We start from the raw sequence: 14,349 nt of genomic DNA, 5'->3' as shown, positions 1-14,349 counted from the left end.
CAGGCGCTCGGGTTTTCACTGAGCTCCGCACGGGTTGGTCTGTATACACTTTTCACATACACCCATGTGCACCAAGTGTGCAGATCCCTCGCGCGGCGGCCTCAGTTCTCCCACGTTCCGCCTTCTCCAGTCCTCAAGGAAATCAGCATGAATCCAGCGGTCCATCCCGTCGACGAACGCCTTCCCATCAACCGATTGGCCGCCCTGGGCCTGCAGCACGTGCTGGTCATGTATGCAGGTGCCATTGCCGTGCCCCTGATCATCGGCCGGGCCCTCAAGCTCGACCCCGAGCAGGTGGCCATGCTGATCTCGGCCGACCTGTTCTGCTGCGGCCTGGTCACCCTGATCCAGGCCCTGGGGGCCACGCGATGGTTCGGCATCCGGCTGCCGGTGATGATGGGCGTGACCTTCGCCTCGGTCGGCCCGATGGTGGCCATCGCCAACAGCAACCCCGGTGTGGCCGGCGCCCAGCTGATCTTCGGTGCCATCATCGGCGCGGGCGTCATCTCCATCCTGATCGCGCCGGTGGTCAGCCGCCTGCTGCGCTTCTTCCCGCCCGTGGTCACCGGTACGCTGATTCTGGTGATCGGTGTCAGCCTGATGCGGGTGGGCATCAACTGGATCTTCGGCAACCCCGTCGGGCCCACAGCCCCCAGCGTCCCGGACCCCGAACACCTGCGCTGGTTGGCCGAGGCCGGCAAACTGGCCGCGGCCCCAGGCTCGGCCCTGCCCGCCATCCCCAAGGGCCTGACCATCCTGCCCACGGTGCCCAACCCCAAGTACGCCGACCTGTTGGGCGTGGGGGTGGCCGCCCTGGTGCTGAGCTCCATCCTGGCCATCAACCGCTTTTCGCGCGGCTTTGCCGCCAACATCTCGGTGTTGCTGGGCATCGTGATCGGCGGCGTGGTCTCGGTCGCCCTGGGTCTGATGACCTTCGAAAAGGTTGGCAAGGCCCACTGGTTCGACATCGTCCTGCCTTTCGAGATCGCCACCCCAGTGTTCGACCCGCTGCTGATCCTGACCATGAGCGTGGTCATGCTGGTGGTGATGATCGAGTCGACCGGCATGTTCCTGGCCCTGGGCGAGATGACCGAGCGCAAGATCGACAACCAGGCCCTGACGGCAGGCCTGCGCACCGACGGCCTGGGCACCCTGATCGGGGGCCTGTTCAACACCTTCCCCTACACCAGCTTTTCGCAAAACGTGGGTCTGGTGGCGGTGACCGGCGTGCGCAGCCGCTTTGTGTGCGTGGCCGGCGGCGTCATCCTGATCGTGCTGGGCCTGCTGCCCAAGATGGCGGCCCTGGTCGAGTCCCTGCCCACCGTGGTGCTGGGGGGGGCCGGTCTGGTGATGTTCGGCATGGTGGCCACCACCGGCATCCGCATCCTGGGCGGGGTCGACTTCAAGGACAACCGCCACAATGCACTGATCGTCGCCATCTCCATCGGCGTGGGCATGATCCCGCTGCTGGCCCCCAATTTCCGCCAGTGGATGCCGCATGCCATCCACCCGCTGATCGAATCCGGCATTCTGCTGGCCACCCTCAGCGCCGTGGTGTTGAACCTTTTCTTCAACGGGGCACGCCACGATGAAGAAGCGATCCGAGCCGCTGCTCGCCAAGCCGACAGCCATTGAGCCTCCCGCCCCGCCTGACCGTCAGCATGCCGTCAGGATGGGGTAAGCTCTTGGCCCGCGTACGCATCCGTAGGAACCCAATTCATGTCTTCTTCCCTGTCTGCCGCCGAGCAAGCCTTGCGCGAAGCCGCCCTTGAATACCACCGCAAGCCGGTGCGGGGCAAGATCTCGGTCACGGCGACCAAGCCCCTGTCCAACCAGCGCGACCTGTCGCTGGCCTACTCGCCCGGCGTCGCCTACCCCTGCCTGGACATCCAGGCCGATCCCTCGCTGGCCTTTGAATACACCTCGCGTGGCAACCTGGTGGGCGTGATCACCAACGGCACGGCCGTGCTCGGCCTGGGCGACATCGGCCCGCTGGCCGGCAAACCCGTGATGGAAGGCAAGGGCTGCCTGTTCAAGAAGTTCGCCGGTGTCGACGTGTTCGACATCGAACTGGCCGAGCGCGACCCCGACAAGCTCGTCGAGATCATCGCGGCCCTGGAGCCCACCCTGGGCGGCATCAACCTCGAAGACATCAAGGCCCCCGAGTGCTTCTACATCGAGAAGCAGCTCTCCGACCGCCTCAACATCCCCGTCTTCCACGACGACCAGCACGGCACCGCCATCATTTCGTCGGCCGCCCTCCTCAACGGCCTGGAGCTGGTGGGCAAGGACATCGGCAGTGTCAAGGTGGCCGTGTCGGGCGCCGGCGCCGCCGCCATCGCCTGCCTGGACGTGATGGTCGGCCTGGGCGTCAAGCGCGAGAACGTCTATGTGTGCGACTCCAAGGGCCTGATCCAGAGCGAGCGCGACGATGCCAAGAGTGGCCGCCTCGATGAGTCCAAGCGCCGCTACTGCCAGACCACCTCGGCCCGCACCCTGGCCGACGTGGTCAACGGCGCTGATGTGTTCCTCGGCTGCTCGGCCCCTGGCGTGCTGAGCGCCGAGATGGTCAAGACCATGGCGCGTCAGCCCATCATCCTGGCCCTGGCCAACCCCGAACCCGAGATCCGCCCCGAACTGGCCAAGGCCGTGCGCCCCGATTGCATCATTGCCACCGGCCGCTCGGACTACCCCAACCAGGTCAACAACGTGCTGTGCTTCCCGTACATCTTCCGGGGCGCCCTGGACTGCGGGGCCACCAAGATCACGGCCGAGATGAAGCGCGCCTGCGTGCGCGAGATCGCCGACCTGGCCAAGGCCGAGATGAGCGACGAGGTGGCGGCCGCCTACGCGGGCCAGGAGCTGAGCTTCGGCCCCGACTACCTGATTCCCACCCCCTTCGATGCCCGCCTGATCCTGCGCATCGCACCGGCCGTGGCCAAGGCCGCCCAGGAGTCCGGTGTGGCCACCCGCCCCATCGAAGACATCGAGGCCTACCGCGAAAGCCTGTCGCGCTTCGTGTATGCCACCGGCATGTTCATGCGCCCGGTGTTTGCCGCAGCCAAGGCCGCCAACAAGCGTGTGGCCTATGCCGAAGGCGAAGACGAACGCGTGCTGCGCGCCGCCCAGCTGGCAGTTGATGACGGGCTGGCCCGCCCCATCCTGATCGGCCGCCCGGCCGTGATTGCCGCGCGCATCGCCAAGGCCGGCCTGCGCCTGCACCCTGGCAAGGATGTGGAGATCTGCGACCCCGAAGACGACCCGCGCTTCCGCCAGTACTGGGAGACCTACCACCGCCTGATGGGCCGCCAGGGCGTCACGCCCGAGGCCGCCAAGGCCGCGGTGCGCCGCTCCAACACCCTGATCGCAGCGCTGATGGTCAAGCTTGGCGACGCCGACGCCATGTTGTGCGGCCTGGTGGGCCGCTACGACAGCCACCTGGAGCACGTGCGCGACATCCTGGGCCTGCGCGAAGGCGCCTCGGGCTTTGCCGCGCTCAACGCGCTGATGCTCGACAAGCACACCCTGTTCATCGCTGACACCTACATCAACGAGAACCCCGACGCCCAGCAACTGGCCGAGATCGCCCTGGCGGCGGTGGAAGAAGTGAAGCGCTTCGGACTGCCGCCCAAGGTGGCCTTCCTGTCGCATTCGAACTTCGGCTCGTCCAAGCGGGCCTCGGCCTTGAAGATGCGCGAAGCGCGCGAGATCTTCGCGCGCCTGGCCCCTGATGTGGAGTGCGATGGCGAGATGCATGGCGACGCGGCCCTGTCCGAAGATGTGCGCAACCACTCGCTGATGGACAGCAGCCTGAGCGGCGAGGCCAACGTGCTGATCTGCCCCAACCTGGACGCGGCCAACATCCTGTTCAACGTGCTCAAGACCACGGGCGGACACGGTGTGACCATTGGCCCCATCTTGCTGGGTGCGGCCGCCTCGGCCCACATCATGACCCCCTCGTCCACCATGCGGCGTGTGGTCAACATGACGGCCCTGGCCGCCGCCAACGCTGGCGTGACACGCCCGGCCTGAGCGCGCTGAACCTGGCCACAGCCCCCGGCACGGCGCCCGCCGTCCCCGGGGGTTTTTTCATGCGCCGCCAGAAGAGCCCAAGGGTTGGGCATCGTTTTTGCTTTGATGCCTTCCAACCAATGGAGCCTGTGTTGATGAAAAAACGTGCCTTCTTCCAAGCGGGTCTGGCCCTGAGCCTGGCCTTGGCCCTGGGCAGCGCCCAAGCCCAGAACACCCCGATCAAGTTCCAGCTCGACTGGCGCTTTGAAGGCCCGGCCGCTCTGTTCCTACTGCCGGCCGCCAAGGGCTACTTCAAGGACGCCAAGCTCGATGTGACCGTGGACGCCGGCAACGGCTCGGGCGGCGCCGTGCAGCGCGTGGCCTCGGGCAGCTATGACATGGGCTTTGCCGATCTGGCCGCCCTGATGGAATTCCAGGCCAACAACCCCGACGCCCCCAACAAGCCGGTGGCCATCATGATGGTCTACAACAACACGCCGGCCTCGGTCATGGCGCTCAAGAAGAGCGGCATCACCAAACCGGCCGACCTGAACGGCAAGAAGCTCGGTGCACCGGTGTTCGACGCCGGCCGCCGGGCCTTCCCGATCTTTGCCAAGGCCAACCAGGTGGGCGCGGTGCAATGGACCGCGATGGACCCCCCACTGCGCGAGACCATGCTGGTGCGTGGCGACATCGACGCCATCACCGGGTTCACCTTCACTTCGCTGCTCAACCTGGAGGCGCGCGGCGCCAAGGCCAGCGACGTCGTGGTGATGCCTTACTCGGAACTTGGGGTGAAGCTGTACGGCAACGCCATCATCGCCTCGCCCAAGTTGCTCAAGGAGAACCCCGCCGCCGTGAAGGCCTTCCTGCTGGCTTTCACCAAGGGCGCCAAGGAGGTCATTGCCAAGCCTGAGGCCGCGATCGAGTACGTGAAGCAACGCGACGGCATCATCAACACCGAGCTGGAAGCCCGCCGCCTGAAGCTGGCCATCGACACCGTGATCAACAGCCCCGATGCCCGCGCCGAGGGCTTTGGCCAGGTCAACGCGGCTCGCCTGTCGCTGATGGCCTCGCAGGTCTCCGATGCCTATGCCACCAAGACCCGGGCCAACCCCGACACCGCCTGGACCGGCGCCTACTTGCCGTCGGCCGCCGAGCTCAACATCCTGCCGCGCAAATAAAAGGAAGGCGCCCGGCCGACCCGCGGTGACGGGCGGCCATGCCGCGCCTTTCGAGCTTGTGCACTGCTGCCAACCCGCGTCCGGAGAGTTTCGCATGTCCGCCCCCCTCGCCCCCCCCGATTCCGCTGCGGCCCAAGCCGCCCTGAGCGGCGCCAGCGAAGCCCCCTACTTCGTCGATTTCCGGGATGTCTGGCTGGCCTACAACGACGAGTTGCTGGCCCAGAACCATTTCGCCGTTGAAGGCATCGACCTGCAGGTCCGTCAGGGCGAGTTCATCGCCATCGTCGGGCCCTCGGGCTGTGGCAAATCAACCTTCATGAAGCTCACCACCGGGCTCAAGATGCCCTCGATGGGCCGCATCCTGATCGACGGTCAAGCCGTGACCGGGCCGCTGAAGATTTCGGGCATGGCCTTCCAGGCACCTTCACTGCTGCCCTGGCGCACCACGGTCGACAACGTGCTGCTGCCGCTGGAGATCGTCGAGCCCTACCGCTCCAGCTTCAAGCGAAAGCGCAAGGAGTACGAGGCCCGCGCCCGCGCCCTGCTGCAGAAGGTGGGCCTGGCCGGCTACGAGGACAAGTTTCCCTGGCAGCTCTCGGGCGGCATGCAACAGCGCGCCAGCATCTGCCGCGCCCTGATCCATGAGCCCAAGATGCTGTTGCTCGACGAGCCCTTCGGGGCCCTGGACGCCTTCACCCGCGAAGAGTTGTGGTGCATCCTGCGCGATCTCTGGACCGAGCAGAAATTCAACGTGATCCTGGTCACCCACGACCTGCGCGAATCGGTCTTTCTGGCCGACACCGTGTACGTGATGAGCAAGAGCCCGGGCCGTTTCGTGGTCAAGCGCGAGATCGAGCTGCCGCGTCCGCGCGAGCTGGAGCTGACCTACACCAAAGAATTCACCGACATCGTGCACGAGCTGCGCGGGCACATCGGCGCCCTGCGCAAGACCGGCGCGGCCATCCACCAGTAAGGCAGGCAATTCATGGCCAACAACAAGAAAATGATCGAACGCTGGTCGCCCTGGCTGCTGCTGGTGGCGGTGCTGGTGACCTGGCAGGTGCTGTGCTCGGCCTTCAATGTGTCCGAGTTCATCTTTCCCAGCCCGGCGCGCATCGGCAGCCAGTTCATGGAGTTCAAGTGGATCATCGCGGGCCACGCCTGGCGCACTTTCTGGGTGACGATGGCGGGCTTCGGCCTGGCCATCGTGGTGGGCGTGCTGCTGGGCTTTGTGATCGGCAGCTCACGCCTGGCCTATGCCGCGGTCTACCCGCTGATGACCGCCTTCAATGCCCTGCCCAAGGCGGCCTTCGTGCCCATCCTGGTGGTGTGGTTCGGCATCGGCGTGGGGCCGGCCATCCTGACCGCCTTCCTGATCAGCTTCTTCCCCATCATGGTCAACATCGCCACCGGCCTGGCCACGCTGGAGCCCGAGCTGGAGGACGTGCTGCGCGTGCTGGGTGCGCGCCGCTGGGATGTGCTGATGAAGGTCGGGCTGCCGCGCTCCATGCCCTACTTCTATGGCTCGCTCAAGGTGGCCATCACCCTGGCCTTTGTGGGCACCACCGTGTCCGAGATGACCGCGGCCAATGAAGGCATCGGCTACCTGCTGATCAGCGCTGGCTCGGCCATGCAGATGGGCCTGGCCTTTGCCGGCCTGCTGGTGGTCGGCGCCATGGCCATGGCCATGTACGAGCTGTTCAGCCTGATTGAGAAGCGCACCACCGGCTGGGCCCACCGGGGCTCGCACGGCGAGTAAGCCAGGGGGATGCCCATGTCACCCATGTCACCCCTGAGCCATGAGCAATGCCTGCAAGCCCTGCACCATGCCAACCGGGTGGCCCTGCAGGCCATGACCCTGGGCCGCCACCCTTTCGGGGCCGTGCTGCTGGCCCCGGATGGTGTGACGGTGCTGGCTGAACAAGGCAACATCGACACGGTCAACCATGCGGAATCCACACTGGCCCGGGAAGCCGCGTCGCGCTGGTCGGCAGACAAGCTGGCGCAGTGCAGCCTGGTCACCACCTTCGAACCCTGCGCCATGTGCGCCGGGACGATCTATTGGGCCGGCATCGGGCGTGTGGTCTATGGGGCCTCAGAGACCGACCTGCTGAGCCTGACCGGCGATCACCCGGAGAACCCGACCTTGGACCTGCCCTGCCGCGAGGTGTTCTCGTGCGGTCAACGTGCCGTGCAGGTGCTGGGACCGTTCGCCACCCTGCGCGAGGAGCTGCTGGCTCCGCACCAGGGCTTCTGGGCCACGCGCTGATCGCGCCCGGCCCCAGCCCGGCCCGGTTCAATACGGCTTGAAGTTCGCCGCCACACGCTGGCGCAGGTAGTCGCCCGCGGTGATGGCCGGGTACTTCTTGTGGGGGCCTTCGATCACCGCGTCACGGTTGGCCTGGCAGAAAAAGGCCACGCTGTAGCGGGGGCCCATGGATTCGCCGGGTTGTGGGTTCTTCACACGATGGAAGTTGGAGGGCAGCAGATCATCGCTCCAGCGCATCAGCATGTCGCCGATGTTGCAGGTGATGGCCGCCTCATCGGGCTCCACCGAAGTCCAGGCCTGGGAATCCATCTCTTTGCCCGGGCACACCTGCAGCCCGCCCTGGCCCGGGCGCTGGAACAGCAGCGTCAGGCAATCGAAATCGGTGTGCGCGCCGGCACGCCACAGGTCCAGATGGGCCTGGGCTTCAGGCGGGATGGCGTAGTAGTGCAGCAGTCGCAGCGTGCTCTGGTACTCGGGGCTGGCAGGGTCGTGTGCGCCGGTGAAGAAATCGCTGGCAAAGCCCAGCTTGTCCGCAAAGCACGACAGCACCTTCATGCCCAAGGCCCAGCAGTCGGCCTCGAAGGCCAGCATGGTGGACTGGAAGCCCGGCAACTCCGACTCGGTGGGCCACAGGCCTGCCATGTGGGGGCGCGTGATCTGGTAGGACTCCTTCTGGTCCGGGGTCCCTGTGCTGGGCCTCACCTGGGCCTTGGTTTCCCAGCCCACGTTGTTGGCCTTCTGGTGCGGCCACTGGGCCTTGACCGCATCGGGCAGGGCAAAGAAGCGCTCCGAGGTGGCAAAGGCCTCGCGCACCGCCGCCAGGTCGATGCCGTGGTCGATGATCTGGAAGAAGCCCACATCCACGGCAGCCGACCACAGCTCGTCGGCAATCTGGGCCTTGCGGGTTTCATAGTCGGCCAGCGAGATGCGGCGGATCTCACGCTGGCCGGTTTCAGACCCCATGGCGCCCATGCGCGATTCCTTGGCCAGTTCAGACTGGGCCGAGGCGGTGGGTGGCAAGGGGGCGGCGGGGGACAAGAGGGTGGCAGTGCTCATTCAGGGCTCCTTCAAGCGGGATCAGGGGGTGGCAACACAGCCCGTACCCCAGAGACTGCCCCTGATCAATCGCCTGGCGTCAATCCAGTTCGATCCAACCGGCCGGGCTGGCCCCTGAGGCACATGCGGGCACCGGCCTGCTGTCAGGCTGGCCCCGCCGGGCCTCAAGAGCAATTCCCGGTCTGCCCCAGGCCTGGCACATGGACCGGCTCGGGCAGCTGAACGCTTCTACTCTTGCCAAGGTTCAAGCAGGTTTCAGGCCAGGCCTGGCCCGCATCAAACGCACCATCGTGGCGCAAAACGCCTCAGCCCGGTGCTGCCAGGTCCAGCTCGGCCGCACCGCCCCCAGCCAGCACCGCACTGTGGCAGCCCTCTGGGGGTGGCATGAAAACTGCAGCCGGTGTCCGGCAAGAGTAGAAGCGTTCAGCGGCCCAGCCGCTCGGAAATTGCTCTTGAAGTCAGGCGCTGGCCGCCGGGTTCTTCCCGGAGCAGCGTTGTCTTCAGGGGCTGGCCGCACGGGTGGCATCCCGAGACAGCGCCGGCCCGCGCCTCCAGCCCAACGTGCCCCACACGCCAACCGAGGAGTGCTCTTTCCATGCAACGCCGTTCCCTGCTGCGCGCCAGCGCCGCCGCCACACTCGCCACCACCGCTCTCGCCACCCCCTGGGTGCGCGCCCAGGGCTCGCTGCAGAAATTCAAGTTCAACCTGGGCTGGAAGATCGAAGCCTCGGGTGCCGGCTTTCTGCTGGCCCAGCAACGCGGCTACTACAAGGACGCCGGGCTGGACGTGAGCATCGACACCGGCAACGGTTCGGCCGCAGCCATCAGCCTGGTGGGCAGCGGCGCCTACGACGTGGCGTCGGCCGACCTGTCGACGATGATCGAATTCAACCTGGCCAACCCCACGGCGCAGTTGCTGGCCGTGGCCATCCAGTACGACCTGAACCCCAACTCGATCATCGTGCGCAAGGACGGCCCCATCAAGAAGCCGGCCGACCTCGCCGGCAAAACCTTGCTGGGCCAGCCTTTCAACGCCTCGCGCAAGCTGTTCCCGGCCTTTGCCAAGGCCCAGGGCTTCGACCCGTCGGGCGTGAAGTGGGAAAACGTTTCGCCCGACATCGGCGACACCCGCTTTGTGAAGGGCGACTTCGACGGCGCGGCCTACTTCTTCTTCACCGGCCTGCTCAACCTCAAGGCGCGCGGCATGGGCCCTGAGCAACTCACGGTGTTCCGGTTTTCCGACCTGGGCATGAAGTCTTATGGCAACGGCCTGGTGGCCAACCCCAAAAGCCTGCAGGAGCGCCCCGACGCCATGAAAGCCTTCGTGAAGGCCACGACCCGAGGCTGGATCGAAGTGATGGCCGACCCGCGCGCCGGAGCCGCCGCCATCAAGACCCGCGAGCCCCTGGCCAACGAAGAACTGGAATACGAACGCCTCAAGTTGATCGTGGACGGCACCATGAAGACCGCCGACACCCGCGCCAATGGCTGGGGGGCCGCCACCCCGGCCCGGCTGCAGGCCACCCTCGACGAGACCGTGACCGCCTTCGGCCTCAAGGGCTCGCCCACGCTGGCCGAGTTCTGGACCGACCGCTTCCTGCCCACCGCGGCCGATCGCAAGCTGAAGGCCTGAACCCGCCTGCTCACCTGCCAAACGAGTCCACCCCATGCCGCAACTGCCCATCCTGGACCTGACCGACGCCCTGCTGCCGGGCGCGGCGCGCAGCGCTGAAGTGGCACGCCAGTTCGGCGCCGCCGCCCGCGACTCAGGCTTCTTCTACGTGCGCCACCACGGCGTGCCCGAAGCCTTGATCGCGCAGCAATTCGCCTTGGCCGAACAACTGCTGACCCTGCCGGCCGGCGTGCGCGACGCCCTGTCGATCCGCCACTCGCCGTCCTCTCGGGGCTACGAGGCCCTGGGCGCCCAGACCCTGGACGCCCAGGCCCACCCCGACCTCAAGGAAAGCTTCTACTGCGGTCTGGCCTACCCCGACGACCACCCCTATGTGCGCGCGGGCTACCAGACCTATGGCCACAACCAGTGGCCGCCGCAGCTGCCCGAGGCCCCGGCCCGCTGCGAGGCCTACCAGCAGGCCATGCTGGCCCTGGCCAGGCGGCTGATGCAACTGATGGCGCTGTCACTGGGTCTGGCCGAAACCTACTTCGACCCCAGCAACGGCAGCCCCATGGTGACCCTGCGCATGGTGCGCTATCCGCCCCACCCCGACAGTGCTGACGAGCGCACCTTCGGGGCCGGCGCCCACACCGACTGGGGCGCGCTGACCCTGCTGGCCCAGGACAGCCATGGCGGCCTGGAGGTGTGCACCCCGTCGGGCCAGTGGATCGACGCCACGCCCCTGCCCGGCACCCTGGTGGTCAACCTGGGCGACATGATTCCGCGCTGGACCAACGGCCTCTACCACTCCAACCCGCACCGCGTGCGCAACCGCCACTCGGGCGGCCAGGCGCGCTACTCGATCCCCTTCTTCTACGAGCCCGACTACCTGGCCCCGATCGAGCCCGTGCCGGGCACCGTGGCCCCGGGCGAAACGCCGCGCTACAACCCCTGCACGGCGGGCGAGCACCTGCGCCAGATGTACCTCAAGACCTACGCGCCCGCGGCCTTGCCCACCGCGGACACCACCCCGGACACCACCCCGGCCACCCCATGAAACTCTGGTTCAACCTGTTCACCCCCGACCCGCAGGCCCTGCTGGATTTCTACCAGGCCCTGCTGAGCCTGCCTGAGGCTGTGGCCAGCCGCTCGCCCATCTACCGGGCGCTGGAGACGGCCGACTTCCAGTTGGGCTTCAACGCCCACCCGGCCTACGAACTGCTGGGCCTGCCCGAGCGGGCCCCGGCCCCGGGCAGCGTGCCGCCAGTGAGCGCCTACTGCACCTTCATGCTCGACACCGCCGAGGCGGTCAGCCACGGCGCCGAGTGCGTGACCAACCTGGGCGGGCGTCTGATCAAGCCCCCCTACGCCACGTACTACGGGCAATGGCAGGCGGTGCTGGCCGACCCGCAGCACAACGTGTTCAGGCTCAGCGCCATAGGCCTGCCACCCGGGGTGGCCAGACCGGCGTTTCCGCTGTCGGATTGAAGCCCCCTGGCACCCTTCACCAGTGGCCCTGAGGAAACCGCCGCAATCCTGCGCAATCGTGCGCCATGTCGGCCCTGACCCTCTGAGGCCTCTTCGGCTCCCCTACACTCCAACGCATGTCCTGGCACGCCCGACTCGATCTCCAATACCGCCTGCAAGCCAGCCCCGCCGGATCCGGGGCCGACGCCGAAGCCCCTGCCCGCCGCACCGTGGCCCACCACCAGCATGATGGGCCGCTGCGCATCCTCAAAAGCCTCTACCCCGAAGGCCCGATCTGCCACAACGTGCTGGTGCACCCGCCCGGCGGCCTGGTGGGGGGCGACACGCTGGACATCCGCGTTCAGGTAGAGCCCGGCGCGCACGGTCTGGTGACGACACCGGGTGCCACCCGTTTCTACCGATCCCTGGGTGAGCCTGCCCTGCAGCGCAGCAGCCTGCACCTGGCCGAGGGCGCGCGCCTGGAGTGGTTGCCGCTGGAAGCCCTGGCCTACAACGCCTGCGAAGCCCGCAACGAACTGCGCATGCACCTGGCCCCCGGGGCCGAGCTGATGGGCTGGGACATCACCGCCCTGGGCCTGCCCCATGCCGATCAACCCTTCGCGCAGGGCAGCTTTGCCCAGCACATCGAACTGCCCGGCGTGTGGCTGGAGCGGGGCCGCATTGCGGCCACCGACACGCGGCTGCTGCAAAGCCCGCTGGGCCTGGCCGGCCAGCGCTGCGTAGGCTCGCTGTTCCTGGTGGCCGGCCGTGCCCTGGGCCGCGAGCGCAGCGAACAGGCCCTGGCCCTGGCCCGCGAAGCCAGTGCCGGCCACACCCTGGCCGACTGGAGCGGCGCCACCTGCCCCAACGAGCAGGTGGTGGTGGTGCGCGTGCTGGGCCCGCAGGTCGAACCGGTGATGCAGTTGCTGCGCGCGGTCTGGGCCCGCTGGCGCACCCAGCTGTGGCAACTGGGCAGCACCCCGCCGCGCATCTGGGCCATGTAGGGGTGGCCGAGCCGCGACGGGCTTAAAGTGTGCAACCAACCCGGAGGCCCCGCATGACCCCCAACCCTGCCACTGAGCGCCCAGCCAACCCCGTCACCGCCGGGCTTCAGGTGCTGGCCTTTGACATCTTCGGCACCGTGGTCGACTGGCACGGCAGCCTTCGCGCCGAGGTCGAAGCCCTGGCCCCCGGCATCGATGGCGACGCCTTCGCCAACGCCTGGCGTGCCGGCTACAAACCCGCCATGGCAAGGGTCATGAGCGGCGAGCTGGGCTGGACGCGCATCGACGAGCTGCACCGGATGATCCTGGACGAGTTGCTGCCCCGCTTCGGCCTGGGCCACTGGGACGAAGCCGCGCGCCAGCACCTGAACCGCGCCTGGCACCGCCTGAACCCCTGGCCCGACAGCGTGGCCGGCCTGCACCGACTGAAGCAGCGCTACACCCTGTGCACCTTGTCCAACGGCAATCTGGGCCTGCTGACCAACATGGCCAAACGCGCCGGCCTGCCCTGGGACTGCATTCTGAGTGCCGAGGTGTTCCGGGCCTACAAACCCGACCCGGCCACCTACCTGGGCGTCGCCCAGGTGTTCGATGTGGCGCCCCATCAGGTGATGCTGGTGGCCACCCACCACGACGATCTGGCCGCGGCGCGCCAGTGCGGCCTGCGCACGGCCTACATCGAGCGCCCGCTGGAGCATGGCGCGGCTCACCCCAAGGACAGCTCACCCCAGCCCGGCAATGAACTGCACGGCACCAGCCTGCTGCACCTGGCCGAGCAACTCGGTTGCTGAAGGCCCTGCCACAGAGCCCGACCTGATCAGATCGCCACCAGCTGCCGGATGCCCTTGTCAGCCATCTCGCTGCCCGGGCCCCGGGCGATCACCTCGCCGCGCTCCATGACCAGGTAGTCGTCGGCCAGCTCCTCGGCAAAATCGTAATACTGCTCGCACAGCAGGATGGCCATGTCGCCCCGGTCGGCCAGCATGCGGATGACGCGGCCGATGTCCTTGATGATGCTGGGCTGGATGCCTTCGGTGGGCTCATCCAGGATCAGCAGGCGCGGCCCGGCGGCCAGGGCCCGGGCGATGGCGAGCTGCTGCTGCTGCCCGCCCGACAGGTCACCGCCACGCCGGTGCAGCATCTGCTTGAGCACCGGAAACAGCTCATACAGCTCGGCTGGCACCGGGGTGCTGCCCGGCTTGTAGGCCAGCCCCATGCGCAGGTTCTCTTCGACCGTGAGGCGGGCAAAGATCTCGCGCCCCTGGGGCACAAAGCCGATGCCGGCCCGGGCTCGCTCATAGGGCGTGGCCTTTTCGATGGCCCGGCCGTCGAACTCGATGCTGCCGGTCTTGATGGGCACCAGGCCCATCAGGCTTTTCAGCAGGGTGGTCTTGCCGACGCCGTTGCGGCCCAGCAGCACGGTGACTTTGCCGAGGGTGGTTTGCAGGCTCACGTCACGCAGGATGTGGGAGCCGCCGTAGTACTGGTTGATGTTCTTGACGGTCAGCATGGGTGTTTCTCTGGCTCTGCCGGGTGAGGGGTCGTCGAAGGGGTCAGCGGCGCCGCTGCGCTCTGATGGGTCTGCTGTTCGTTGCAGGGCGGAGGCCGGGATTGCGCCCCGGCGGGCGCCTCACTTTCTTTGTCTCGCCAAAGAAAGTAAGCAAAGAAAGGCGACCCGACGTGCACGCCCTGCTGCGCAGGGTCCGCTGCGCTGCTCAACTTGGGCGGGGTCTCGCTAAACTC

The 14,349-nt window shown here is 67.2% G+C and carries 13 protein-coding genes; 11 read left to right on the top strand and 2 right to left on the bottom strand.

All coding sequences use genetic code 11. The features are described 5' to 3' along the window. The first annotated feature begins 147 nt into the window (after nt 1-147). The 6 genes from AC3WUT_RS14695 (at nt 148) to AC3WUT_RS14670 (ending at nt 7,464) form a co-directional block, all read left to right on the top strand. Entirely contained in the window at nt 148-1,635 is a 1,488-nt protein-coding gene (locus AC3WUT_RS14695) for a nucleobase:cation symporter-2 family protein (protein WP_492347824.1), read from the top strand. An 84-nt stretch (nt 1,636-1,719) separates the two neighbouring features. Beyond that, on the top strand, nt 1,720-4,032 hold the full coding sequence (locus tag AC3WUT_RS14690) for an NADP-dependent malic enzyme (RefSeq protein ID WP_492347823.1): 2,313 nt from the start codon (nt 1,720-1,722) through the stop codon (nt 4,030-4,032). Between the two features lie 134 nt (nt 4,033-4,166). Then, on the top strand, nt 4,167-5,195 hold the full coding sequence (locus AC3WUT_RS14685; protein ID WP_492347822.1) for an ABC transporter substrate-binding protein: 1,029 nt from the start codon (nt 4,167-4,169) through the stop codon (nt 5,193-5,195). Between the two features lie 94 nt (nt 5,196-5,289). After that, nucleotides 5,290-6,168, top strand: coding sequence for an ABC transporter ATP-binding protein (locus AC3WUT_RS14680; RefSeq protein ID WP_492347821.1), 879 nt, complete (start codon nt 5,290-5,292; stop codon nt 6,166-6,168). Nucleotides 6,169-6,180: 12 nt separating this feature from the next. After that, a complete protein-coding gene (locus AC3WUT_RS14675) occupies nt 6,181-6,954 on the top strand; it encodes an ABC transporter permease (RefSeq protein ID WP_492347820.1) in 774 nt (257 codons plus the stop codon). Between the two features lie 24 nt (nt 6,955-6,978). Then, nucleotides 6,979-7,464, top strand: a complete 486-nt coding sequence (locus AC3WUT_RS14670; protein ID WP_492348121.1) for a nucleoside deaminase — start codon at nt 6,979-6,981, stop codon at nt 7,462-7,464. A gap of 27 nt (nt 7,465-7,491) precedes the next feature. Here the strand turns inward: AC3WUT_RS14670 and AC3WUT_RS14665 are convergent, their stop codons facing one another. Further along, nucleotides 7,492-8,520 carry an isopenicillin N synthase family dioxygenase gene (locus AC3WUT_RS14665; protein WP_492347819.1) on the bottom strand — a complete coding sequence of 343 codons (1,029 nt, stop codon included), beginning with the start codon at nt 8,518-8,520 and terminating at the stop codon, nt 7,492-7,494. A gap of 595 nt (nt 8,521-9,115) precedes the next feature. On the opposite strand from AC3WUT_RS14665, the gene AC3WUT_RS14660 reads away from it, so the two are divergent. The 5 genes from AC3WUT_RS14660 to AC3WUT_RS14640 all read left to right on the top strand — a co-directional run bounded on the left by AC3WUT_RS14660 (nt 9,116) and on the right by AC3WUT_RS14640 (nt 13,397). Beyond that, a complete protein-coding gene (locus tag AC3WUT_RS14660; protein ID WP_492347818.1) occupies nt 9,116-10,153 on the top strand; it encodes an ABC transporter substrate-binding protein in 1,038 nt (345 codons plus the stop codon). A 34-nt stretch (nt 10,154-10,187) separates the two neighbouring features. Continuing rightward, complete coding sequence (locus AC3WUT_RS14655; protein ID WP_492347817.1) at nt 10,188-11,192, top strand: isopenicillin N synthase family dioxygenase; 1,005 nt, start codon at nt 10,188-10,190, stop codon at nt 11,190-11,192. Continuing rightward, nucleotides 11,189-11,623, top strand: a complete 435-nt coding sequence (locus AC3WUT_RS14650; protein WP_492347816.1) for a VOC family protein — start codon at nt 11,189-11,191, stop codon at nt 11,621-11,623. Before AC3WUT_RS14655 ends, AC3WUT_RS14650 begins: the two co-directional genes overlap by 4 nt. A 116-nt stretch (nt 11,624-11,739) precedes the next feature. Beyond that, entirely contained in the window at nt 11,740-12,606 is an 867-nt protein-coding gene (locus AC3WUT_RS14645) for an urease accessory protein UreD (RefSeq protein ID WP_492347815.1), read from the top strand. Nucleotides 12,607-12,659: 53 nt separating this feature from the next. After that, on the top strand, nt 12,660-13,397 hold the full coding sequence (locus AC3WUT_RS14640) for a haloacid dehalogenase type II (RefSeq protein WP_492347814.1): 738 nt from the start codon (nt 12,660-12,662) through the stop codon (nt 13,395-13,397). Nucleotides 13,398-13,423: 26 nt separating this feature from the next. On the opposite strand, the gene urtE is transcribed toward AC3WUT_RS14640, so the two are convergent. Next, nucleotides 13,424-14,116 carry an urea ABC transporter ATP-binding subunit UrtE gene (urtE, locus tag AC3WUT_RS14635; RefSeq protein ID WP_492347813.1) on the bottom strand — a complete coding sequence of 231 codons (693 nt, stop codon included), beginning with the start codon at nt 14,114-14,116 and terminating at the stop codon, nt 13,424-13,426. Between the last annotated feature and the right edge of the window lie 233 nt (nt 14,117-14,349).

The sequence above is a fragment of the Curvibacter sp. EU05-FHT14A10 genome (assembly GCF_058791075.1).
This window is presented reverse-complemented; position numbering and strand designations above follow the sequence as displayed.

What these genes read in the sequence shown, in the direction of transcription:
- AC3WUT_RS14655 (WP_492347817.1), top strand. Translation starts at nt 10,188, where the DNA reads ATGCCGCAACTGCCCATCCTGGACCTGACCGACGCCCTGCTGCCGGGC.
- AC3WUT_RS14640 (WP_492347814.1), top strand. Translation starts at nt 12,660, where the DNA reads ATGACCCCCAACCCTGCCACTGAGCGCCCAGCCAACCCCGTCACCGCC.
- AC3WUT_RS14695 (WP_492347824.1), top strand. Translation starts at nt 148, where the DNA reads ATGAATCCAGCGGTCCATCCCGTCGACGAACGCCTTCCCATCAACCGA.
- AC3WUT_RS14680 (WP_492347821.1), top strand. Translation starts at nt 5,290, where the DNA reads ATGTCCGCCCCCCTCGCCCCCCCCGATTCCGCTGCGGCCCAAGCCGCC.
- AC3WUT_RS14645 (WP_492347815.1), top strand. Translation starts at nt 11,740, where the DNA reads ATGTCCTGGCACGCCCGACTCGATCTCCAATACCGCCTGCAAGCCAGC.
- AC3WUT_RS14665 (WP_492347819.1), bottom strand. Translation starts at nt 8,520, where the DNA reads ATGAGCACTGCCACCCTCTTGTCCCCCGCCGCCCCCTTGCCACCCACC.
- urtE (WP_492347813.1), bottom strand. Translation starts at nt 14,116, where the DNA reads ATGCTGACCGTCAAGAACATCAACCAGTACTACGGCGGCTCCCACATC.
- AC3WUT_RS14690 (WP_492347823.1), top strand. Translation starts at nt 1,720, where the DNA reads ATGTCTTCTTCCCTGTCTGCCGCCGAGCAAGCCTTGCGCGAAGCCGCC.
- AC3WUT_RS14675 (WP_492347820.1), top strand. Translation starts at nt 6,181, where the DNA reads ATGGCCAACAACAAGAAAATGATCGAACGCTGGTCGCCCTGGCTGCTG.
- AC3WUT_RS14650 (WP_492347816.1), top strand. Translation starts at nt 11,189, where the DNA reads ATGAAACTCTGGTTCAACCTGTTCACCCCCGACCCGCAGGCCCTGCTG.
- AC3WUT_RS14660 (WP_492347818.1), top strand. Translation starts at nt 9,116, where the DNA reads ATGCAACGCCGTTCCCTGCTGCGCGCCAGCGCCGCCGCCACACTCGCC.
- AC3WUT_RS14670 (WP_492348121.1), top strand. Translation starts at nt 6,979, where the DNA reads ATGTCACCCCTGAGCCATGAGCAATGCCTGCAAGCCCTGCACCATGCC.
- AC3WUT_RS14685 (WP_492347822.1), top strand. Translation starts at nt 4,167, where the DNA reads ATGAAAAAACGTGCCTTCTTCCAAGCGGGTCTGGCCCTGAGCCTGGCC.